The 20,339-nt window shown below is 54.8% G+C and carries 19 protein-coding genes; 17 read left to right on the forward strand and 2 right to left on the reverse strand.

Going from position 1 to position 20,339, the window contains the following annotated elements; all coding sequences use genetic code 11:
* The first annotated feature begins 2 nt into the window (after window positions 1-2).
* The 4 genes from C7434_RS03240 to flgL all read left to right on the forward strand — a co-directional run bounded on the left by C7434_RS03240 (window position 3) and on the right by flgL (window position 4,797).
* Window positions 3-1,112 (forward strand): flagellar basal body P-ring protein FlgI, encoded by a 1,110-nt coding sequence (locus tag C7434_RS03240; RefSeq protein ID WP_006118822.1) that lies wholly within the window; start codon window positions 3-5, stop codon window positions 1,110-1,112.
* Window positions 1,112-2,056: a flagellar assembly peptidoglycan hydrolase FlgJ gene (gene flgJ / locus C7434_RS03245; RefSeq protein WP_054634183.1), complete on the forward strand. Its 945-nt coding sequence runs from the start codon at window positions 1,112-1,114 to the stop codon at window positions 2,054-2,056. Before C7434_RS03240 ends, flgJ begins: the two co-directional genes overlap by 1 nt.
* Window positions 2,057-2,179: 123 nt before the next feature.
* Entirely contained in the window at window positions 2,180-3,820 is a 1,641-nt protein-coding gene (flgK, locus tag C7434_RS03250) for a flagellar hook-associated protein FlgK (protein ID WP_006118824.1), read from the forward strand.
* 14 nt (window positions 3,821-3,834) lie between these two features.
* Complete coding sequence (gene flgL, locus C7434_RS03255) at window positions 3,835-4,797, forward strand: flagellar hook-associated protein FlgL (protein WP_006118825.1); 963 nt, start codon at window positions 3,835-3,837, stop codon at window positions 4,795-4,797.
* 300 nt (window positions 4,798-5,097) lie between these two features.
* Here the strand turns inward: flgL and rne are convergent, their stop codons facing one another.
* On the reverse strand, window positions 5,098-8,367 hold the full coding sequence (rne, locus tag C7434_RS03260; protein ID WP_133745132.1) for a ribonuclease E: 3,270 nt from the start codon (window positions 8,365-8,367) through the stop codon (window positions 5,098-5,100).
* 571 nt (window positions 8,368-8,938) lie between these two features.
* On the opposite strand from rne, the gene rluC reads away from it, so the two are divergent.
* Window positions 8,939-9,895, forward strand: coding sequence for a 23S rRNA pseudouridine(955/2504/2580) synthase RluC (rluC, locus tag C7434_RS03270; RefSeq protein WP_133745133.1), 957 nt, complete (start codon window positions 8,939-8,941; stop codon window positions 9,893-9,895).
* 12 nt (window positions 9,896-9,907) lie between these two features.
* Here the strand turns inward: rluC and C7434_RS03275 are convergent, their stop codons facing one another.
* Entirely contained in the window at window positions 9,908-10,495 is a 588-nt protein-coding gene (locus C7434_RS03275) for a nucleoside triphosphate pyrophosphatase (RefSeq protein WP_033737557.1), read from the reverse strand.
* Window positions 10,496-10,635: 140 nt separating this feature from the next.
* Here C7434_RS03275 and yceD point away from each other — a divergent pair, with 140 nt between their 5' ends.
* The 12 genes from yceD to holB all read left to right on the forward strand — a co-directional run bounded on the left by yceD (window position 10,636) and on the right by holB (window position 20,336).
* On the forward strand, window positions 10,636-11,157 hold the full coding sequence (gene yceD / locus C7434_RS03280) for a 23S rRNA accumulation protein YceD (RefSeq protein WP_006118829.1): 522 nt from the start codon (window positions 10,636-10,638) through the stop codon (window positions 11,155-11,157).
* A gap of 14 nt (window positions 11,158-11,171) precedes the next feature.
* On the forward strand, window positions 11,172-11,342 hold the full coding sequence (gene rpmF / locus C7434_RS03285) for a 50S ribosomal protein L32 (protein ID WP_003849870.1): 171 nt from the start codon (window positions 11,172-11,174) through the stop codon (window positions 11,340-11,342).
* Between the two features lie 25 nt (window positions 11,343-11,367).
* Complete coding sequence (plsX, locus tag C7434_RS03290) at window positions 11,368-12,408, forward strand: phosphate acyltransferase PlsX (RefSeq protein WP_033737556.1); 1,041 nt, start codon at window positions 11,368-11,370, stop codon at window positions 12,406-12,408.
* Window positions 12,409-13,362, forward strand: coding sequence for a beta-ketoacyl-ACP synthase III (locus tag C7434_RS03295; RefSeq protein WP_006118831.1), 954 nt, complete (start codon window positions 12,409-12,411; stop codon window positions 13,360-13,362).
* 16 nt (window positions 13,363-13,378) lie between these two features.
* Entirely contained in the window at window positions 13,379-14,311 is a 933-nt protein-coding gene (gene fabD, locus C7434_RS03300; protein WP_133745134.1) for an ACP S-malonyltransferase, read from the forward strand.
* 10 nt (window positions 14,312-14,321) lie between these two features.
* The gene (gene fabG / locus C7434_RS03305) at window positions 14,322-15,056 is read left to right on the forward strand and encodes a 3-oxoacyl-ACP reductase FabG (RefSeq protein WP_006118833.1); all 735 of its coding nucleotides are present in this window, start codon (window positions 14,322-14,324) and stop codon (window positions 15,054-15,056) included.
* A 152-nt stretch (window positions 15,057-15,208) separates the two neighbouring features.
* Window positions 15,209-15,445, forward strand: a complete 237-nt coding sequence (gene acpP / locus C7434_RS03310) for an acyl carrier protein (protein WP_003849865.1) — start codon at window positions 15,209-15,211, stop codon at window positions 15,443-15,445.
* An 85-nt stretch (window positions 15,446-15,530) separates the two neighbouring features.
* On the forward strand, window positions 15,531-16,772 hold the full coding sequence (fabF, locus tag C7434_RS03315) for a beta-ketoacyl-ACP synthase II (protein WP_033737555.1): 1,242 nt from the start codon (window positions 15,531-15,533) through the stop codon (window positions 16,770-16,772).
* Window positions 16,773-16,893: 121 nt separating this feature from the next.
* Window positions 16,894-17,709, forward strand: coding sequence for an aminodeoxychorismate lyase (gene pabC, locus C7434_RS03320; protein ID WP_006118835.1), 816 nt, complete (start codon window positions 16,894-16,896; stop codon window positions 17,707-17,709).
* Window positions 17,706-18,725, forward strand: coding sequence for a cell division protein YceG (gene yceG / locus C7434_RS03325; RefSeq protein ID WP_033737554.1), 1,020 nt, complete (start codon window positions 17,706-17,708; stop codon window positions 18,723-18,725). The genes pabC and yceG overlap by 4 nt, the downstream gene beginning before the upstream one ends.
* Window positions 18,715-19,350: a dTMP kinase gene (gene tmk / locus C7434_RS03330; RefSeq protein ID WP_033737553.1), complete on the forward strand. Its 636-nt coding sequence runs from the start codon at window positions 18,715-18,717 to the stop codon at window positions 19,348-19,350. The genes yceG and tmk overlap by 11 nt, the downstream gene beginning before the upstream one ends.
* Window positions 19,347-20,336: a DNA polymerase III subunit delta' gene (gene holB, locus C7434_RS03335; RefSeq protein ID WP_033737552.1), complete on the forward strand. Its 990-nt coding sequence runs from the start codon at window positions 19,347-19,349 to the stop codon at window positions 20,334-20,336. The genes tmk and holB overlap by 4 nt, the downstream gene beginning before the upstream one ends.
* Window positions 20,337-20,339 lie beyond the last annotated feature (3 nt).

Here is a 20,339-nt window from a genome sequence, read left to right on the forward strand (position 1 = left end):
CAATGAAAAAGCTAACATTATGGCGTGTCGGTCTGGGATTACTGTTAGGCGTAAGCCTGATGGCGCGTGCCGATCTGATCCGCGACTTAACCACCGTACAGGGTGTGCGTGATAACCAACTGCTGGGTTATGGCCTTGTCGTGGGCCTGGACGGAACAGGCGATCAGACAACGCAGACGCCGTTCACGACCCAAACCGTCAGCAACATGCTGTCGCAACTGGGCATTACCGTGCCACCGGGCACCAACATGCAGCTCAAAAACGTCGCCGCCGTGATGGTTACCGCCAGGCTACCTTCGTTTGCCCGCCAGGGCCAGACGCTGGATGTGGTGGTGTCGTCCATGGGTAACGCGAAAAGCCTGCGCGGCGGCACGCTGTTAATGACGCCACTGAAAGGCGTGGATAACCAGGTTTATGCGCTGGCCCAGGGTAACATTCTGGTCGGCGGCGCGGGTGCCGCAGCAGGCGGCAGCAGCGTTCAGGTCAACCAGCTTAACGGTGGACGGATTACCGATGGGGCAACGGTTGAACGTGAACTGCAGAGCAACTTTGGTTCGCAGAATACGATTAACCTGCAGCTGAACACCGAAGATTTCTCCATGGCGCAACGAATTGCTGATGCGATCAACGCCCGTGGCGGATACGGTTCGGCCCAGCCGCTGGACGCCCGTACGGTCCAGGTCCGCGTGTCTCCGAATAATGGTGCGCAGGTTCGTTTACTGGCAGAGATTCAGAACATTGATGTCTCCGTGCCGGTTGAGGATGCCAAAGTCATCATTAACTCACGCACCGGCTCTGTTGTGATGAATCGTGAAGTGAAACTGAACACCTGTGCGGTCGCTCAGGGCAACCTGTCTGTCACGGTCAATCAGCAGCAAAACGTGAGTCAGCCGAACACGCCGCTGGCGGGTGGACAGACTGTCGCTACTACCAATACGCAGATCGATCTGCGTCAGAGCGGCGGTGCGTTGCAACGGGTTAACTCCAGCGCCAACCTGAACAGCGTGGTGCGTGCGCTGAATGCGCTGGGTGCATCGCCTATCGAACTGATGTCTATTTTGCAGTCAATGCAGAGCGCGGGTTGCCTGCGCGCAAAACTGGAAATTATCTGATGAACGATACGCAATCGCTGATGAATGCGGCTTTTGACAGCCGCTCGTTGAACGACCTGAAACGCGATGTCACTGCCGATCCCAAAGGGAAAGCACTGCAGGTCGCGCAGCAGGTTGAAGGGATGTTTGTTCAGATGATGCTGAAGAGTATGCGTGAAGCGTTACCGCAGGACGGCATTCTCAGCAATGAACAGACCAAGCTTTTCACATCAATGTACGATCAGCAGATTGCGCAGGACATCGGTAAACGTGGCCTGGGCCTGGCGGATATCATCGTTAAACAGATGGAACCCGCCAAAGCCCCGGACGAGCGCGCCGGTACGGTGCCGATGAAGCTGGATAACAGCTTCATCATGAGCACCAGCGGCGCCACGCCGCTGGAGCAAATGGTGCGCAAAGCTATGCCGCGCCTGCCCGCGCCTTCGCCCACCGGCCTGCCAAGCGACAGTCGTGACTTTATTGCCCAACTGACTCAGCCCGCTCAGGCCGCCAGTCAGCAGAGTGGTATCCCTCATCACCTGATTCTGGCGCAGGCTGCACTGGAGTCAGGCTGGGGGCAACGTCAAATCCTGACCCGTGATGGAAAGCCGAGTTATAACGTCTTTGGCATCAAAGCCAGCGGGAACTGGAAAGGCGAAACGACCGATATCATGACCACAGAATATGAGCACGGTGAAGCTAAAAAGGTGCGTGCGACATTCCGGGTTTACAGTTCTTATTTCGAAGCGTTAAACGACTACGTCAAACTGCTTTCAAATAACCCACGTTATGCGGCTGTCACCAATGCACAGAGCGCGGAGCAGGGCGCCCAGGCATTGCAGGCTGCGGGCTATGCCACCGATCCGAAATATGCGCAAAAACTGATGGGAATGATTCAGCAATTCAAGAGCATGGGTGAAAAAGTGGTGAAAGCTTATAGCCAGGATTTAAGCACATTGTTCTGAGAATTGTGCCTCAAGTTTCACTTAAGCATGCCGATAATAGCAGCAAGAGCCAGGCGCGCCAGCGCACGCTGGCGACCACACTGATGACAGCGACCCGTGTAGCGGGGAATGTAAGGAACCGAGATGTCCAGCATAATTAACTCCGCAATGAGCGGGCTCAGTGCCGCACAGGCCGCCTTAAGCACCACCAGTAATAACATCAGCAATTACACCGTTGCCGGCTATTCACGTCAGACGACGATTCTGGCAGAAGCCAACAGTACCCTGCAGGGAAAAAGTTATTACGGTAACGGGGTTAACGTAACCGGTGTTCAGCGTGAATACGACAGTTTTATCGCAGCGCAGCTGCGTGGGTCTTCAGCCACCTACAATGCGGCAAATACGCAGTATTCGCAGGTCTCCAATATCGACGATCTGATGTCAACCTCGACAACGAGTCTGTCGAGTGCGATTCAGGGCTTCTTTAGCAACATGCAGAACGTGGTCAGTAATGCTAACGATCCCGCAGCGCGTCAGTCTATGCTCAGCAACTCCCAGGGGCTGGTCAATCAGTTTCAGACCCAGGCGCAATATCTGACCAACCTGCAAAACAGCGTCAATACGGACGTTGCGGCCAATGTGGATCAGATCAACACGTTTACCAGTCAGATTGCGAACCTCAATCAGCAAATCGCGAAACTCACTACGGGTAACGGTGCGGTGCCGAATGACTTACTGGACCAACGCGACCAGCTCGTCAACGGACTAAATAATATTGTCGGTGTGACGGTGTCACAACAGGATGGTAGTTATACCGTTTCGATGGCTAACGGCACCTCATTAGTTAACGGCTATCAGACAACCAAAATGGTTGCCATGCCATCAAACAGTGATATTACCCGTACAACAATTGGTTATGTGGATGCACAGGCCGGTAATGTACAGATTCCGGAATCCTCTGTAACAACGGGTTCTCTGGGCGGCCTTCTTAGCTTCCGCTCTCAGGATTTAGACCTTGCTCAAAACCAATTGGGACAGCTTGCGGCCGCTTTTACGACCAGTTTTAACACCGTGCACAAGCAGGGATTCGATAGCAATGGTGATCAGGGCGTCGACTTCTTTACTATTGGCGGCCCAACTGTTCAGGGCAACAGTAAAAACACCTCATCTGCAACGATGACCGCAGCATGGAGCAATGCCAGTGCTCTGCAGGCATCGAATTACACCGTCAGTTATGACGGAACAAACTGGTCAGCTACGCGTTTGTCAGACAATGCCAAAACGACCCTGACGCCCACCACCTCGGGCGGCGTGACGACGCTCAGCCTGGACGGGATGAGTCTGACGGTCAACGGTACGCCGAATGCCAAAGACAGCTTCCTGGTGAAGCCGGTTCAGAACGCTATTACTAACATGTCAGTGGCGATTACCAGCGGCTCGCAGATTGCGGCGGCGGCGGCACCAGGCGGTGAAAGTGATAACCGCAATGCCCAAAATTTGCTGGCGCTACAGGATGCCAAAATCGTCAACGGTAATTCTACGTTGTCCCAGGCCTATGGCGCGATGGTGAGTACCGTTGGTAACAAAACACAGGCCCTGAAAACGGCCAGTACAACGCAGCAGAACGTAGTGACGCAGTTAACAAACCGTCAGCAGTCTGTCTCCGGCGTTAACCTGGACGAAGAGTATGCGAACCTGACCAAATACCAGCAATATTACATGGCGAATGCGCAGGTTTTAAAAGCGGCCAGCACCGTTTTTGACGCCCTGCTTAGCATTAACTAAGAGCAGAGGACATCATGCGACTCAGTACAAATATGATTTTTGACCAGCAGGTTCGCGGCGTAAGTGATGCGCAATCCTCCTGGTTGAGTGCGGGCAAACAGCTGTCTACCGGATACAGAGTATCTAACCCCTCTGACGATCCGATCGCCGCTTCCCGTGCCGTGGTGTTATCGCAAACTCAGGCGCAGGCAAGCCAGTATGCGGTTGCCCGTACCTTCGCCGACCAGGGCTTATCCCTGGAAGAAAACACGCTGGACGGTGTGACAAACAGCATTATGAGCGCGCAGTCGATGATTGTGGCCGCCTCAAACGGCTCATTGAGCGACGATGACCGCGCCTCGTATGCGACGCAGCTGGAAGGGGTGCGTGCGCAGTTACTGAACCAGGTCAACAGCAAAGACGCCAACGGGCGTTATATCTTTGCCGGCTATAAAACTGATACACCACCGTTTGTGGATGGTGCCGGCGGTGTGACCTATCAGGGCGGAACCGACGCGATTACGCAAAAAGTCGATACGGACCGTACGATGACGATCGGTCATACCGGTAACAGCATCGTAATGTCGATCACCAGCAACGCGGTGAAAGAACCGAACGGTGGCACCAGTGAAACGAATTTATTCAATATGCTGGACAGTGCTATCAGTGCGCTAAAAGTGCCCCAGAATGGCGCGGATGATGCCACCAAAGCGACCTTTTCAGCGGCAATGGATAAAACCAACCGTGGTCTGAGCAACTCGCTTAACAACGTGCTCAGCGTACGTTCCGAAATCGGAACACAGCTGAAAGAGCTGGATACGTTGAATGCGCAGGGTGACGATCGCAAAGTGATTTATGACTCGCAGATGAGTAGCCTGGTGGATGTGGATTACACCCAGGCGATTTCCAGCTACACCATGCAACAACAGGCGCTGCAGGCTTCTTATAAGACCTTCACTGATATGTCTCAGATGTCATTGTTCCAGTTAAATTCATAAAAATTTTAGGCGTACTTTAACCGGGTGCGCTTAGTTTTTCCCATCGTCCTACAGGGACGGTGGGATTTTTTTTGTCTGCGTAATGCCTCTTTCGCTGCTCAATTAACATGGCGACCTGTGCGGAGAACCTTTGCTGCATGATTGACGCTGTGCTGCACGGATCAGGCTAATGTAGCCCTGATTACATACCTCAGGATGATCCCTCCGTGGTGTTTCTGCCCGCATACCTCACCCGAAATGTCCGTAACAGACAATAAAAAACCCGGCCGGAGCCGGGTTTATCACGTCTGCGAACCGTGCTTATGGCTTGGTCGCAGGGGCCGTTGCCTGGTGGGTAGCACTATGGCCGCCCGCAGAACCTTTGCCTTCAAAATTGAAGGAAGGACGCTGCCAGTCGCTGTGACGCGCAGGCTCTGGTTGCCATGCTGGCGCAGGCGCTTTGGTCATTGGGGCTGACGCAAAGTGCTTCCAGCGCGTTTCCGCATTGGCCTGGAGGGCTTCTACAGCAACGTCGCGCGCAGCCACAGGCGCATGCGGTTCGGTGATGGGTGCAACGGTTTCCTCTGCAGCAACCGGTGCATTTAACACCGCGTCAACCTGAGCTTCGGTTGTCGGGCTCACCGCCGTACCGGCCTGCTCTGCGGGCTCAACGTGCTCGTGTTGGGCGACCTCGGGCGCGGCGGTCACGTCGGACTTATGCGCGTCTTCAGCCGTGACATCGGCAGGTTGTGCCTGCTGCGCGACGGCGTCGGCGCGGGCTTCTGCAGCCGCAGGAATCACAGAGGGTTCCTGATGCACAGGAGCATCAATCGCCTGCGTGTCATCCGTATTCACCACAGTAACCGGCGTGTCTGTCTGGGGTTCAGCAACCTGTACTGGATCGGGCTGTGAAACCGGCGCCTCGTCTACGGCCGCTGCCACAGGCAGGGCGATAGCAGGTGCTGTGTCTGCATGGCTGTCGTCCTGTGCGGTTTTCACGGCATCCTGTGTGGTCTGCTCTTCGTTCGTCTGTGCGACCGGATAGCGCACCCAGACTTTGCCTGACGCCATCTCAGGTGAGGCCGAAGCGGCTTCTAATGGCATAGCAGACTGTGTTGGGTAGCGTTCATCGCGGTAACGACGGCGACGCTGACCACTGACGCGCAGATGACGCGGTGAACGACGAGAGCGACGCGGCATGTTGGCGTTCTCACGCGCTTCGGTTTCGTCCGCGTCGTCGACCTGTGAGGCTTCTGCAACCGGCTGAATCTTGCGGGCTTCAACAGATTCTGCTGACTCGACGGCAGCATGCTGAGGCTGATCATTGTTGTCGCCAACACGCACTTTTTGCGTCAGCTGACGCGGTTTGCGGCGTGGCATAGCCTGAACGCGCTCATCGTCCTGTGCTTCAGCCGCAACGGGCTCAGCGGTTTCAACGGCCTGTTCAACCGCGCTGTTCGCTTCCTGCTGGGCACGTTTCTCTTCCTGACGACGACGCTGACGTTCAGCACGCTGTTCACGACGCTGCTGCTGTTGCTCATCGCGTTGCTGGCGAGCTTCATCGCTCAGCGCCGGACGTTCATCACGCGCCTCGTTAGACTGCCCCTGACGCTTATTACGACGGTTGTCTTCACGTGGTTCACGATTGTCACGGGTTTCGCGGTTGTCCCGAGATTCACGCTGCTGAGTGGTGTCACCATTACGTGGCGTGCGCTCACGGCGGTTATTGTTACGGCGGTTGTTACGACGATCGCCACGCTGATTGCCGTTCTCCTCACCGCTGGTTTTCTGCGGTTCGGTCACTTCAGCAACGGGCTCTGCCGTGGCAGGCACAGGCTCACCGGCGAACATTTTTTTCAGGCCCGCCAGCAGGCGACCAACAAAGCCTGTTCCGTTGGATGGCGTTGCAGGGGCGGTTTCAGCAACCGGCGCAGTTCGCGCTTTGGTCGCTTCCGGCGCTGCTTCCGTCGGTGCCGGTGGCGCATCAGGCATCACAAATGCCGCCAGGGCCGGTTGTTCTGGACGACGACGTTCGGCATGTTCTTCTTCCGAAGGCATCGCCATTTCGGCTTCGTGCAGCTTAGGCAGGTGATAGCTCAGCGTCTGCGTTTCTTCACCTTTCCGCACGCGCAACACGGAGTAGTGCGGCGTTTCCATCCGGTCGTCCGGTACGATAACCGCACGCACGCCGCCCTGGCGTTTTTCGATAGCATTGACCGCTTCACGTTTTTCATTCAGCAGGTAAGAGGCCACAGGCACCGGGACAATAGCATGCACTTCTTTGGTGTTGTCCTTCAGGGCTTCTTCTTCGATCAGGCGCAGAATAGACAGTGACAGCGACTCGTTATCACGAATGGTGCCGGTACCGCTACAGCGCGGGCAGACATGATGGCTCGACTCGCCCAGTGACGGGCTGAGACGCTGGCGGGACATTTCCAGCAGGCCAAAACGTGAAATATGGCTGATCTGAATACGGGCGCGATCCTGACGGACCGCCTCACGCAGACGGTTTTCTACCGCGCGCTGATGGCGAACCGGCGTCATATCGATAAAGTCGATAACGATCAAACCGCCGAGGTCGCGCAGGCGTAACTGGCGGGCGATTTCATCTGCTGCTTCGAGGTTCGTGTTAAACGCGGTTTCTTCGATATCGCCACCACGCGTAGCGCGTGCCGAGTTGATATCGATGGCGGTCAGTGCTTCGGTGCTGTCGATAACAATCGAGCCACCGGAAGGCAGGCGCACTTCACGCTGGAAAGCGGACTCGATTTGCGACTCGATTTGATAGTGGCTGAACAACGGGATTTCGCCGGTGTAGAGCTTGATCTTGCTGGTAAAGTCCGGACGGCCCAGAGCCGCAATATGCTGACGCGCCAGTTCCAGGACCTTCGGGTTATCGATAAGAATTTCGCCGATGTCCTGGCGCAGGTAATCGCGGAATGCGCGCACGATTACGTTACTTTCCTGATGAATCAGGAAGGGCGCAGGACGGCTGTCAGCGGCTTTCTTAATCGCTTCCCAGTGTTTCAGACGGAAGCTGAGATCCCACTGCAGCGATTCGGCTGATTTGCCTACACCTGCGGTACGGACAATCAGCCCCATACCATCAGGCAGTTCCAGTGCCGAAAGCGCTTCTTTCAGTTCGGTACGGTCGTCACCTTCAATTCGACGAGAAATGCCGCCCGCGCGCGGGTTGTTCGGCATCAATACCAGATAACTTCCTGCCAGCGAGATAAAGGTGGTCAGGGCGGCGCCTTTATTACCCCGTTCTTCTTTATCGATCTGAACAATAACTTCCTGGCCTTCACGCAGCACATCCTTAATGTTTGGACGACCGTGAGCGTTGTAGGAAGCAGGGAAGTATTCGCGAGAAATTTCTTTGAGAGGGAGGAAACCGTGACGTTCTGCACCGTAGTCGACGAAAGCCGCTTCAAGGCTGGGTTCGATACGGGTGATTTTACCTTTGTAGATATTGGCTTTTTTCTGTTCGTGTCCGGGACTTTCGATATCCAGATCGTACAGACGTTGACCATCAACCAGGGCAACGCGCAACTCCTCCTGCTGAGTTGCGTTAATTAACATTCTTTTCATCGTAACGTACTCGTTATTCTTTCATGAGTGATTAAAGCTGCGGGCATAGTTACCCTGGACGAGTATCAACCGATGGCCCCGTGACTTAGTGCAATGTCGTCAACCTCACGGTTATCGACCGCGCGAGGGGCGCAAATAACGTCGGTGGCCTGTTTTTCATAAGGAACAACAGCACCAGATAGTGGAAATGCGAGAGATAATTCTGTAAACCCGTGCACTCCATCTCATGTCCAGGCCGCAACCCGCAGCCCGCTAAGTGCCTGATTTCGCATTACGTCTTACGCCATTGCTGCGTGTCTGCTCAATCCGACAAAATAACTAATTTCGCTTTTTTTCTTATCTGAATCCTCAGCTAAGAAACCTAAGCATTATTCCACTGCTAACCTTCATATAGCAAGGTGACTTTAACTGACTGATCAATTTTCTTTACATTTTAAGAACCCTGCGACAGAAAGCGCATTCAGGCTGTTGAAAATGCCAGCAATCTGATTGCTCATCCCGACGCTACGCAGAGAGTTAAGCACATAAAAAGGGGTGGCGCTATCAGGGGACACTATTTAGAATCGCCGCCATGAAAACAGAGAATCCCGGCGTACAGTTTGTCGCCATCACGGCTGAAAACGCCGGACAACGTATTGATAACTTTTTGCGCACCCAGTTAAAGGGCGTGCCGAAGAGCATGATTTATCGCATCGTGCGAAAAGGTGAAGTGCGCGTGAATAAAAAACGCATCAAGCCTGAATATAAACTCGAAGAAGGCGATGAGGTGCGCATTCCGCCAGTACGTGTGGCGGAGCGTGATGAGGACGCTGTCTCGCCCAAACTGGCCAAAGTTGCCTCACTGGCTAACGCCATCCTCTTTGAAGACGATCATTTGCTGGTCATGAACAAACCGTCCGGTACAGCCGTACACGGCGGCAGCGGCTTAAGCTTTGGTGTGATTGAAGGACTGCGCGCCCTGCGTCCGGAAGCGCGCTTTCTGGAGCTGGTACATCGCCTTGACCGCGATACGTCCGGCATTTTACTGGTGGCCAAAAAGCGCTCAGCATTGCGTTCGCTGCATGAACAGCTGCGTGAGAAGGGCATGCAGAAAGATTATCTTGCGCTGGTGCAGGGCAACTGGCCCTCGCATATCAAAGTGCTTCAGGCGCCGCTGCTGAAAAATATTCTGCAAAGCGGTGAACGTATGGTGCGTGTCAGCAGTGACGGCAAACCGTCGGAAACCCGCTTTAAAGTGGAAGAACGTTTTGCGTTTGCCACGCTGGTCAAAGCCAGTCCGGTAACCGGGCGTACGCACCAGATTCGTGTACACACCTTGCACGCCGGTCATCCCATCGCCTTTGACGATCGTTACGGCGAGCGCGACTTTGACAGCAAACTGGTCTCTACGGGGCTGGATCGGCTCTTCCTGCACGCGGCTGCGTTGACATTTACGCACCCGAATACAGGGGAAACCCTGCGTATGGAAGCGCCGCTGGATGACACGTTACAGCAGTGCCTGACGAAGCTGCGCCAGCAAAAAAACTGACGCAGGGCGGCATCACGCTCCCAGGGGATTGATGCCCGCTTCACGCAGCATCGCGCTGAGCGCGATAAGCGGTAGTCCCACCAACGCATTCGGATCGCGCCCTTCAAGCCGGTCAAATAAGCAGATGCCCAGTCCTTCACTTTTGAAACTGCCGGCGCACTGTAGCGGTTGCTCTTTCTTTATATAGTTGGTGATGTCGGCCTGACTCAGCGTGCGGAAATGCACGGTAAAAGGTTCACAGCACTGCATCAGTCGCTGGCTGGCAGGGTGGTAGAGGGCGAGGCCGGTGTAAAAGGTTATGCGGTTGCCACTGGCAGCGCGCAGCTGTGCTTCTGCGTTCTGCGCCGTATGGGGTTTTCCGGTAATCCTGCCGTTAAGGACGCAGACCTGATCGGAACCAATGATCCAGTGATGTGGATAACGCTCAGCCAGCGCCTGAGCTTTGGCTATGGCCAGGCGCGTAACCAGATCCTCTGCGCGTTCATTTTCTAACGGCGTTTCATCTGTCTGGGGTGAATCCACTGTAAAAGGCAGGCCAAGCTTGCTCAGCAGCGCCTGACGAAACGGTGAGGTTGATGCTAAAAGAATCGATGCTGTCATTTTTTTTCAATATTGATAGCGAATTGGTGGCAGTCATTTTAAACTGTGCGCCGCACTGGATGCGAATAGTGGTTGAAAGATGCTGTCCAACGGCCTTTTTCTTTGACTCTATGTGATTACAAAGTTAATATGCGCGCCCTATGCAAAAGGTAAAATTACCCCTGACGCTGGACCCCGTCCGCACCGCTCAAAAACGCCTTGATTACCAGGGTGTTTATACCTCGCAACAGGTCGAGCGTGTGGCTGAGTCGGTCGTCAGTGTGGACAGTGATGTTGAATGTGCCATGTCGTTCGCGGTTGATAACCAGCGTCTGGCAGTACTGACGGGTACTGCTGATGTTGAGGTTACGCTTCGTTGTCAGCGCTGCAACCAGGTTTTTCCACATCATGTTCACGTAAGCTATTGCTTCAGTCCTGTTTCATCTGATGAGCAGGCCGAGGCGTTGCCGGAAGCGTACGAGCCGGTTGATGTCAACGAATTCGGTGAGATCGACTTGCTGGCGGTTATCGAGGATGAAGTTATTCTCGCGCTGCCTGTGGTTCCGGTGCACGATTCTGAACACTGTGAAGTGTCCGAGGCGGACATGGTCTTTGGCCAATTGCCTGCAGAGGCAGAAAAACCAAACCCATTTGCCGTATTAGCCAGTTTAAAGCGTAAGTAATAGGAGTAAGGTCCATGGCCGTACAACAGAATAAACCCACCCGTTCTAAGCGTGGTATGCGTCGTTCGCACGATGCGCTGACCACTGCTGCTCTGTCAGTAGATAAAGTTTCTGGTGAAACTCATCTGCGTCACCACATCACTGCGGATGGTTACTACCGCGGTCGCAAGGTTATCGTTAAGTAAGATCTTTGCTTAGCAAGGCGATACCTTGACACGTTTGACCCTGGCTATCGATGCCATGGGCGGGGATTTCGGTCCCTGCGTGACGGTGCCTGCAGCATTGCAGGCACTGGCCTCTCATTCGGAACTTATCCTTCTTCTGGTCGGAGACCCCGACATTCTCACGCCATTGCTTGCCAAAGCTGATTCCGCCCTGCTGGCGCGTTTGCAGGTTGTCCCTGCAGAATCCGTTATTGCAAGTGATGCGCGACCCGCACAAGCCATACGTAACAGCCGCGGCAGTTCAATGCGAGTGGCGTTAGAGTTGGTGAAAGAAGGGCGGGCAGAGGCCTGCGTCAGCAGCGGCAATACCGGCGCGCTGATGGGGCTGGCGACATTATTACTGAAGCCGCTGGACGGCATTAAGCGTCCGGCGTTGATGACCGTTTTACCCCACCAACATCAGGGAAAGACGGTCATTCTGGATTTAGGTGCCAACGTCGATTCTGACAGTGCGATGCTGGTGCAGTTTGCGGTAATGGGCGCGGTCATGGCCGAAGAAGTGTTGGGCATAGCGCATCCCCGCGTGGCACTTCTCAATATTGGCCATGAAGAGCATAAAGGGCTTGAAAGCATTCGCGATGCGGCGTTAAGTCTGAAGGCATTACCGCAAATTAATTACATTGGTTACCTTGAAGGTAATGATTTGCTGACCGGCAAAACGGACGTGCTGGTTTGTGATGGTTTCGCTGGAAACATCACACTGAAGACAATGGAAGGCGTGGTAAGAATGTTCCTTTCTCTGCTGAAATCATCGGGAGAAGGTGAAAAGCGGTCGTGGTGGCTGACGTTGCTGGGGCGCTGGGTTAAAAAGCGTTTGGTCAGGCGTTTCGGCCATCTCAACCCCGACCAGTATAATGGCGCTTGTCTGTTAGGATTGCGCGGGACAGTGATCAAGAGTCATGGCGCAGCAAATCAACATGCCTTTGCCATGGCGATCAATCAGGCCGAGCAGGCGGTGAGGCGGCAGGTTCCTGAACACATTGCCGCCCGTCTGGACGCTGTATTAGCCAGGAGTGACAAAGCCTAGATGTTTACCAAAATTATCGGTACGGGCAGTTATTTGCCCAGCCAGGTCCGCACCAATGCCGACCTGGAAAAAATGGTGGAGACCTCGGACGAGTGGATTGTTACCCGTACCGGCATCCGTGAGCGCCGTATTGCTGCGCCGGATGAGACTGTTGCAAGTATGGGCCACCAGGCAGCACAACGTGCCCTGGAGATGGCGGGCGTCGATGCCAATGACGTGGGCCTGATCATAGTGGCGACCACGTCTTCCAGTCATGCCTTCCCCAGCTCTGCCTGCCTGATTCAGCAGATGCTTGAAATCAAGGATTGCGCCGCGTTTGACCTGGCTGCGGCCTGTGCAGGCTTTACTTATGCGTTAAGCGTTGCCGATCAATACATCAAAAATGGTGCAGTGAAACATGCGCTGGTCATCGGTTCTGATGTCCTGGCGCGTACGCTCGATCCTGAAGATCGTGGCACGATCATTCTGTTCGGTGACGGTGCGGGCGCAGTGGTACTGGGTCAAAGTGAAGAGCAGGGCATCATTTCTACCCATCTGCATGCTGATGGCCGTTACGCCAAATTGCTGACGCTGCCTTATCAGGATCGCGCGCATCAGGATCAACCCGCTTACCTGACAATGGCGGGTAATGAAGTCTTCAAAGTGGCCGTGACAGAACTGGCGCACATCGTTGATGAGACCTTGCAGGCGAACAACATTGCGCGTGAAGAGCTGGACTGGCTGGTGCCGCATCAGGCAAACCTTCGCATTATCAGCGCCACGGCGAAAAAACTGGGCATGACCATGGAAAAAGTGGTAGTCACGCTGGATCGTCATGGAAATACCTCAGCCGCATCGGTGCCCAGCGCACTGGATGAAGCCGTGCGCGATGGCCGCATCAAACCCGGACAACTTATTTTGCTGGAAGCCTTTGGTGGTGGATTCACCTGGGGTTCTGCGCTGGTTCGCTTTTGATTGACAGGAACTGAAAATGACGCAACTTGCTTTTGTTTTCCCAGGTCAGGGCTCACAGTCTGTGGGCATGTTGACAGAACTCGCTGCCGCTTATCCGGTGGTTGAAGAGACGTTCCGTGAAGCCTCTGAGGCCCTCGGTTATGATCTGTGGCAGTTAGTGAGCCAGGGGCCCGCGGAAGAGTTGAACAAAACCTGGCAGACGCAGCCTGTGCTGCTGGCCGCTTCTGTGGCGATTTACCGTGTCTGGCAGCAGCAGGGGGGCAAACAGCCTGTGCTGATGGCGGGCCACAGCCTGGGCGAATATTCTGCGCTGGTCTGTGCGGGCGTACTGGATTTCGCGGACGCAATCAAACTGGTTGAACTGCGCGGTAAACTGATGCAGGAAGCCGTGCCAGAAGGCACCGGTGCCATGCAGGCGATCATCGGTCTTGATGATGCGGCCATTGCGAAAGCCTGTGAAGAAAGTGCGCAGGGTGAAGTCGTTTCGCCGGTGAACTTCAATTCGCCAGGCCAGGTCGTTATCGCGGGTAACAAAGATGCGGTAGAACGTGCAGGCGCGGCCTGTAAAGCGGCGGGTGCCAAGCGCGCGTTGCCGCTGCCGGTCAGCGTACCTTCGCATTGTGCACTGATGAAGCCTGCGGCGGAAAAACTGGCACTGACGCTGGAAACGCTCACCTTTAAGGCACCCCAGGTGCCGGTGATTAACAACGTCGACGTGAAAGCCGAAACGGATGCCGACGCGATTCGTCAGGCGCTGATTCGTCAGCTTTACAGCCCGGTACGCTGGACAGAAAGCGTAGAGGCGATGGCTGCGCAGGGCGTGACGCAACTGATTGAAATGGGTCCGGGTAAAGTGCTCACTGGCCTGACCAAACGTATCGTAGATGGCCTGTCTGCGGCAGCGGTGAACGATACTGCGTCATTGGCTGCGGCACTTGCACAGGAATAAGAGGAAAATCATGAGCTTTGAAGGTAAAGTAGCGTTGGTAACGGGCGCGAGCCGCGGCATTGGCCGTGCGATTGCAGAAACCCTGGCTGCACGTGGTGCAAAAGTGGTGGGAACTGCAACCAGCCAAAGTGGTGCCGATGCGATCAGTGCTTACCTTGGCGATAAGGGACTGGGCCTGCTGTTAAATGTGACAGATGCCGCTTCCATCGACAGCGTTTTAGAGAAAATTCGCGCTGAATTTGGCGAAGTGGACATTTTGGTCAATAATGCAGGCATTACGCGTGATAATTTACTGATGCGTATGAAAGACGATGAGTGGCAGGATATCCTTGATACCAACCTCACATCAGTTTTCCGTCTTTCTAAGGCGGTGATGCGTGCCATGATGAAAAAGCGCATGGGACGTATCATCACCATTGGTTCCGTTGTCGGAACCATGGGTAATGCGGGTCAGGCAAACTATGCTGCAGCAAAAGCGGGTTTGATTGGCTTTAGCAAATCACTGGCGCGGGAAATCGCGTCACGTGGCATTACCGTCAACGTCGTGGCTCCGGGCTTCATAGAGACCGACATGACGCGGGCACTGAACGAAGATCAACGTTCCGGTATTCTGGCAGAAGTGCCTGCGGGTCGCTTAGGCGAAGCGCAGGAAATTGCTAATGCTGTTGCATTCTTAGCCTCTGACGAAGCAGCCTACATCACGGGTGAGACGCTGCACGTCAATGGCGGCATGTATATGGTCTGATAATCACGAAATCATTTGCATTATTTGCGTATAAAACCGCACAATAGCGTAAATCGTGGTTAGACCAGCCGGGATTTTGTTGCATCTTTTTCAACATTTTATACACTACGAAAACCATCGCGAAAGCGAGTTTTGATAGGAAATTAAATAGTATGAGCGATATCGAACAACGCGTTAAGAAAATCATCAGTGAGCAGCTGGGTGTGAAAGAGGAAGAAGTGACCAACTCTGCATCTTTCGTAGAAGACCTGGGTGCCGATTCTCTTGATACCGTTGAGCTGGTAATGGCTCTGGAAGAAGAGTTTGATACTGAAATTCCAGACGAAGAAGCTGAGAAAATCACTACCGTTCAGGCAGCGATCGACTATATCAATAGCCACAAAGGCTAATGAATATCTTCAGGCGGTCAATTGACCGCCTGAGTTTTATGTTTGCCCCACAATAGTCATTTTTTTCCCTCCCTGGAGGACGAACGTGTCTAAGCGTCGTGTAGTTGTGACTGGTCTTGGCATGTTGTCTCCTGTCGGCAATACCGTAGAGTCTACCTGGAGTGCTCTCCTTGCCGGTCAGAGCGGCATTAACCTGATCGACCATTTTGATACCAGCGCCTATGCAACACGCTTTGCAGGTCTGGTAAGAGATTTCAATTGCGATGACTTTATTTCCCGTAAAGATCAACGCAAGATGGATGACTTCATTCAGTACGGCATCGTGGCAGGCATTCAGGCCATGCAGGACAGCGGTCTTGAAGTGACCGAGGAAAATGCAGGCCGGATTGGCGCGGCAATTGGTTCGGGCATTGGTGGTTTGGGTCTGATTGAAGAAAACCATACCTCGCTGGTGAACGGCGGTCCGCGTAAAATCAGCCCTTTCTTCGTGCCTTCCACAATCGTCAATATGGTGGCGGGACATCTCACCATCATGTATGGCCTGAAAGGCCCCAGCATTTCCATTGCGACCGCCTGTACTTCTGGCGTTCACAACATTGGTCATGCGGCACGTATCATCGCCTATAACGATGCTGACGTGATGTTGGCAGGTGGCGCGGAAAAAGCCAGTACACCATTGGGTGTAGGTGGGTTTGGCGCGGCGCGTGCACTGTCTACACGTAACGACAACCCACAGGCGGCAAGCCGTCCATGGGATAAAGACCGTGATGGTTTTGTACTGGGCGACGGCGCGGGCATTATCGTACTGGAAGAGTACGAGCATGCTAAGAAGCGTGGCGCTAAAATCTACGCGGAAATCGTGGGCTTTGGGATGAGCAGCGATGCCTATCACATGACCTCGCCACCGGAAGACGGCTCTGGCGCAGCCGCAGCGATGATCAATGCGCTGCGTGATGCACAGATGACGCCTGACAGGATCGGTTACGTCAACGCGCATGGCACGTCAACGCCAGCAGGCGATAAAGCCGAAGCGCAGGCGGTGAAATCAGTGTTTGGTGAGGCTGCCAGCAAGGTTATGGTCAGCTCAACTAAGTCGATGACCGGCCATTTACTGGGTGCGGCAGGCGCGGTTGAATCGATCTATTCGATTCTGGCGCTGCGCGATCAGGCGGTTCCACCGACCCTGAACCTGGATAACCCGGACGAAGGTTGCGATCTTGATTTCGTTCCCCACACTGCACGTCAGGTGTCTGGACTGGAATATACGCTGTGTAACTCTTTCGGTTTCGGTGGCACTAACGGTTCACTGATTTTCCGTAAAATCTAAACCTGGCGTTTATGATTGCTTAAAAGGCCCGCTATGCGGGCCTTTTTTCTGTCCAGCGACGAAGAGAAACCGATAAAATCACCGTCATGACAACCACGATATCGATACGGGAGACGCGGTAATGTGGATTAACGGCATCGAACAATCTCATCTCACGGCCCGCGATCGCGCCGTACAATTTGGCGATGGCTGCTTTACCACGGCCGCTATCATCAAGGGCAATATCGCGCTGTTTGACTGGCATATTCAGCGGCTACAGCAAAGCTGCGAACGCCTGTGGTTACAGAATGTTGACTGGCAGGCTCTGGCGGGGGAAATGCTGCAGGCGGCCTCGGGCCATGACAGCGCGGTGCTTAAAGTCATTATCAGCGCAGGCAGTGGGGGACGCGGTTACAGTCGTGCGGGCTGTAGCGGGCCGACGCGCATTGTCTCGGTCTCTGACTGGCCCGGACACTATGCTGCGTTAGAAAATACCGGTGTCAGGCTGGTGGTCAGTCCGGTCCGGCTGGCACGCAACCCCCAGTTTGCCGGGCTAAAACATCTCAACCGGCTTGAACAGGTGATGATTCGTGCCCATCTTGAGCAGACAGACGCGGATGAAGCCTTGGTGCTTGACACCGAAGGTTGGGTGGTGGAATGCTGTGCGGCCAATTTATTCTGGCGGAGCGGCAACACGATCTTTACGCCCCGGCTGGATCAGGCTGGCGTTGACGGCATTATGCGGCAGAATCTGATAGCGCAAATACGTGCAGCAGGACAGAGTTGTCAGGTGGTGCAGGCGACGCTGGCGTCGCTGTTAGCCGCAGACGAAATTGTCATCTGTAATACGCTCATGCCTGTCTTGCCCGTTCGACAACTTGATGCGGTGACCTTTCATCAACGCACATTGTTTAACCAGCTACAGGCAAGCTGTAAAACGATAATGGAAGCAGAATGAGTCGAAGCAAAAAAATTATTGCGGGTGTGCTGGCAGTGCTGCTGGCGGCCGCAGGCGTCAGCTACTGGCAGGTGAAGCAACTTGCTGCCAGCCGTCTGACCCTTTCCCAGGAAACGATTTACACGCTGCCCGCCGGGACGGGCCGTGTGGCATTAGAAGCCCAACTGGAAAGTCAGCATATTATTCCCCACAGCATCTGGTTTGGCGCGTTGCTGAAGTTTGAGCCTGAACTGGCAAAATTCAAAGCCGGGACCTATCGTCTGGAACCGTCAATGACGGTGCGCGAGCTACTGGCGTTGCTAGCCAGCGGCAAAGAGGCCCAGTTCCCGCTGCGCTTTGTAGAAGGACAACGCCTGCAGGAGTGGCTGAGTGAATTACGCCAGGCACCCTATGTAAAACATACGTTGCCTGATGATAAGTATGCCACCGTGGCAAAAGCGCTCAGGCTGGATGAAAATCAACTGGAAGGGGGCTTCTGCCCGGATACCTATCTGTATACCGCCAATACAACGGATATTGCGTTGCTGACGCGTGCGCATCAGCGAATGCAAAAGATGGTTGATGAAGTCTGGCAAGGCCGCATGGACAACCTGCCCTACAAGAATGAGCAGGAGATGGTGACGATGGCGTCGATCATTGAAAAAGAGACGGGCGTCAGTGAAGAGCGGGCGAAAGTGGCCTCTGTGTTTATTAACCGACTGCGGACGGGCATGCGCCTGCAGACCGATCCGACCGTGATTTACGGTATGGGCGCAGCCTACAATGGCACGCTGACGCGCAAAGATCTGGAAACAGCGACGCCGTACAATACCTATATCATCAGTGGTTTGCCGCCAGGCCCGATTGCGATGCCGAGTAAGGCCTCATTGATTGCCGCCGCCCATCCGGAAAAGACCAACTACCTCTATTTTGTGGCGGATGGCAAAGGTGGACATACGTTCACGACCAATCTTGCCAGCCACAACAAGGCCGTCCAGGCTTACCGGCTTGCGTTAAAGGAAAAAAATGGACAGTAAGTTTATTGTGATCGAGGGCCTGGAAGGCGCGGGAAAAACCACGGCCCGTGAGGCCATTGTGGCAACGTTACAGGCACACGGGATTGAAGACATCGTCTTTACCCGTGAACCCGGCGGTACGCCGCTGGCTGAACAGCTCCGTATTCTGGTGAAGCAGGGCATTGAGGGCGAGCAGGTGACCGATAAAGCGGAACTGTTAATGCTGTACGCCGCCCGTGTCCAGCTGGTCGAAACCGTGATTAAACCGGCCCTTGCGCGCGGCGCCTGGGTGGTGGGCGATCGGCATGATCTCTCCTCTCAGGCTTACCAGGGCGGCGGCCGTGGGGTTGATGCCGAACTGATGCGTACATTGCGTGATACGGTGCTGGGGGATTTTCGTCCTGACCTGACGTTGTATCTGGATGTCACACCGGAAACAGGATTACAACGTGCCCGCGCTCGTGGTGCGCTGGATCGCATCGAGCAGGAGTCACTGCGCTTTTTCGAACGCACACGTAACCGCTATCTGGCCCTGGCGGCAGAAGATGCGACGATTCGGACAATCGATGCGACGCAGCCTCTGGAACAGGTGACCACCGCGCTGCAATCTACATTGTCTGCCTGGCTGGCGGAACAGCGGGCATGAACTGGTATCCCTGGCTAAACCAGCCTTACCGGCAGGTGATTGCACAGCACCAGGCGGATCGCGCGCATCACGCGCTGCTGGTGAATGCCATGGAAGGCATGGGCGATGATGCCCTGGTGTGGGGAATGAGCCGCTGGCTGATGTGTCAGCGCCGCGATGGATTGAAAAGCTGCGGTCACTGTCATGGCTGTCAACTGATGCAGGCAAACACGCATCCTGACTGGTACCGGCTGGAAGCCGAAAAAGGCAAAGCCACGCTCGGCATTGATGCCGTGCGCCAGGTGACGGAAAAAATGTACCACCATGCACAGCAGGGCGGGGCTAAAGTCGTCTGGCTACCCGATGCGTCGCAGCTCAGTGATGCGGCAGCGAACGCCTTGCTGAAAACCCTTGAAGAACCGCCGGCAAACAGCTGGTTCTTTCTGAGCAGTCGTGAACCTTCGCGTTTGCTGGCGACGCTGCGCAGCCGCTGTATGGTCTTAACGCTGGCACCGCCAGACGAAGCCCACAGTCTGGCATGGCTCAGAAAGCAGGGAGCGTATGACGAGTCACACTTACTGGCTGCGCTGCGCCTGAGTGCGGGCGCGCCCGGTGCCGCCCTGGCGCTGCTGGATGAGCGAGCATGGCAGGCAAGGCAGGCACTCTGTGATGCCCTTGCCAGCGCCCTGCAACAGGACATCCTGCAACTGCTTCCAGTACTGAATACTGATAACCCAGGCACGCGCATAGGCTGGCTGCTGGCGTTGATACTGGATGCCATCAAGTGGCAGCAGGGTGCGGCACAGTGGCTGACCAATGTGGATCGTCAGGATGTGGTGGCGATGCTGGCGCAGCATTTCTCGCAAACGGCGCTGAACAACAGCGCTCAGGACTGGATGCGCTGCCGCGAAACGCTGTCAGAGGTTGCGGCAGTGAATCGTGAACTTTTGTTAACTGACAGGCTACTGAGCTGGGCGGACAACCTGAAGCCCGCAGTACCCGGCTGACTG

The organism is Pantoea sp. PNA 14-12 (assembly GCF_004364735.1).
GTDB lineage: Bacteria > Pseudomonadota > Gammaproteobacteria > Enterobacterales > Enterobacteriaceae > Pantoea > Pantoea stewartii.

What these genes read in the sequence shown, in the direction of transcription:
- pabC (WP_006118835.1), top strand. Translation starts at nt 16,894, where the DNA reads ATGTGGATTAACGGCATCGAACAATCTCATCTCACGGCCCGCGATCGC.
- rne (WP_133745132.1), bottom strand. Translation starts at nt 8,367, where the DNA reads ATGAAAAGAATGTTAATTAACGCAACTCAGCAGGAGGAGTTGCGCGTT.
- acpP (WP_003849865.1), top strand. Translation starts at nt 15,209, where the DNA reads ATGAGCGATATCGAACAACGCGTTAAGAAAATCATCAGTGAGCAGCTG.
- flgJ (WP_054634183.1), top strand. Translation starts at nt 1,112, where the DNA reads ATGAACGATACGCAATCGCTGATGAATGCGGCTTTTGACAGCCGCTCG.
- fabG (WP_006118833.1), top strand. Translation starts at nt 14,322, where the DNA reads ATGAGCTTTGAAGGTAAAGTAGCGTTGGTAACGGGCGCGAGCCGCGGC.
- flgK (WP_006118824.1), top strand. Translation starts at nt 2,180, where the DNA reads ATGTCCAGCATAATTAACTCCGCAATGAGCGGGCTCAGTGCCGCACAG.
- yceD (WP_006118829.1), top strand. Translation starts at nt 10,636, where the DNA reads ATGCAAAAGGTAAAATTACCCCTGACGCTGGACCCCGTCCGCACCGCT.
- fabD (WP_133745134.1), top strand. Translation starts at nt 13,379, where the DNA reads ATGACGCAACTTGCTTTTGTTTTCCCAGGTCAGGGCTCACAGTCTGTG.
- C7434_RS03295 (WP_006118831.1), top strand. Translation starts at nt 12,409, where the DNA reads ATGTTTACCAAAATTATCGGTACGGGCAGTTATTTGCCCAGCCAGGTC.
- yceG (WP_033737554.1), top strand. Translation starts at nt 17,706, where the DNA reads ATGAGTCGAAGCAAAAAAATTATTGCGGGTGTGCTGGCAGTGCTGCTG.
- holB (WP_033737552.1), top strand. Translation starts at nt 19,347, where the DNA reads ATGAACTGGTATCCCTGGCTAAACCAGCCTTACCGGCAGGTGATTGCA.
- tmk (WP_033737553.1), top strand. Translation starts at nt 18,715, where the DNA reads ATGGACAGTAAGTTTATTGTGATCGAGGGCCTGGAAGGCGCGGGAAAA.
- flgL (WP_006118825.1), top strand. Translation starts at nt 3,835, where the DNA reads ATGCGACTCAGTACAAATATGATTTTTGACCAGCAGGTTCGCGGCGTA.
- C7434_RS03275 (WP_033737557.1), bottom strand. Translation starts at nt 10,495, where the DNA reads ATGACAGCATCGATTCTTTTAGCATCAACCTCACCGTTTCGTCAGGCG.
- C7434_RS03240 (WP_006118822.1), top strand. Translation starts at nt 3, where the DNA reads ATGAAAAAGCTAACATTATGGCGTGTCGGTCTGGGATTACTGTTAGGC.
- rpmF (WP_003849870.1), top strand. Translation starts at nt 11,172, where the DNA reads ATGGCCGTACAACAGAATAAACCCACCCGTTCTAAGCGTGGTATGCGT.
- rluC (WP_133745133.1), top strand. Translation starts at nt 8,939, where the DNA reads ATGAAAACAGAGAATCCCGGCGTACAGTTTGTCGCCATCACGGCTGAA.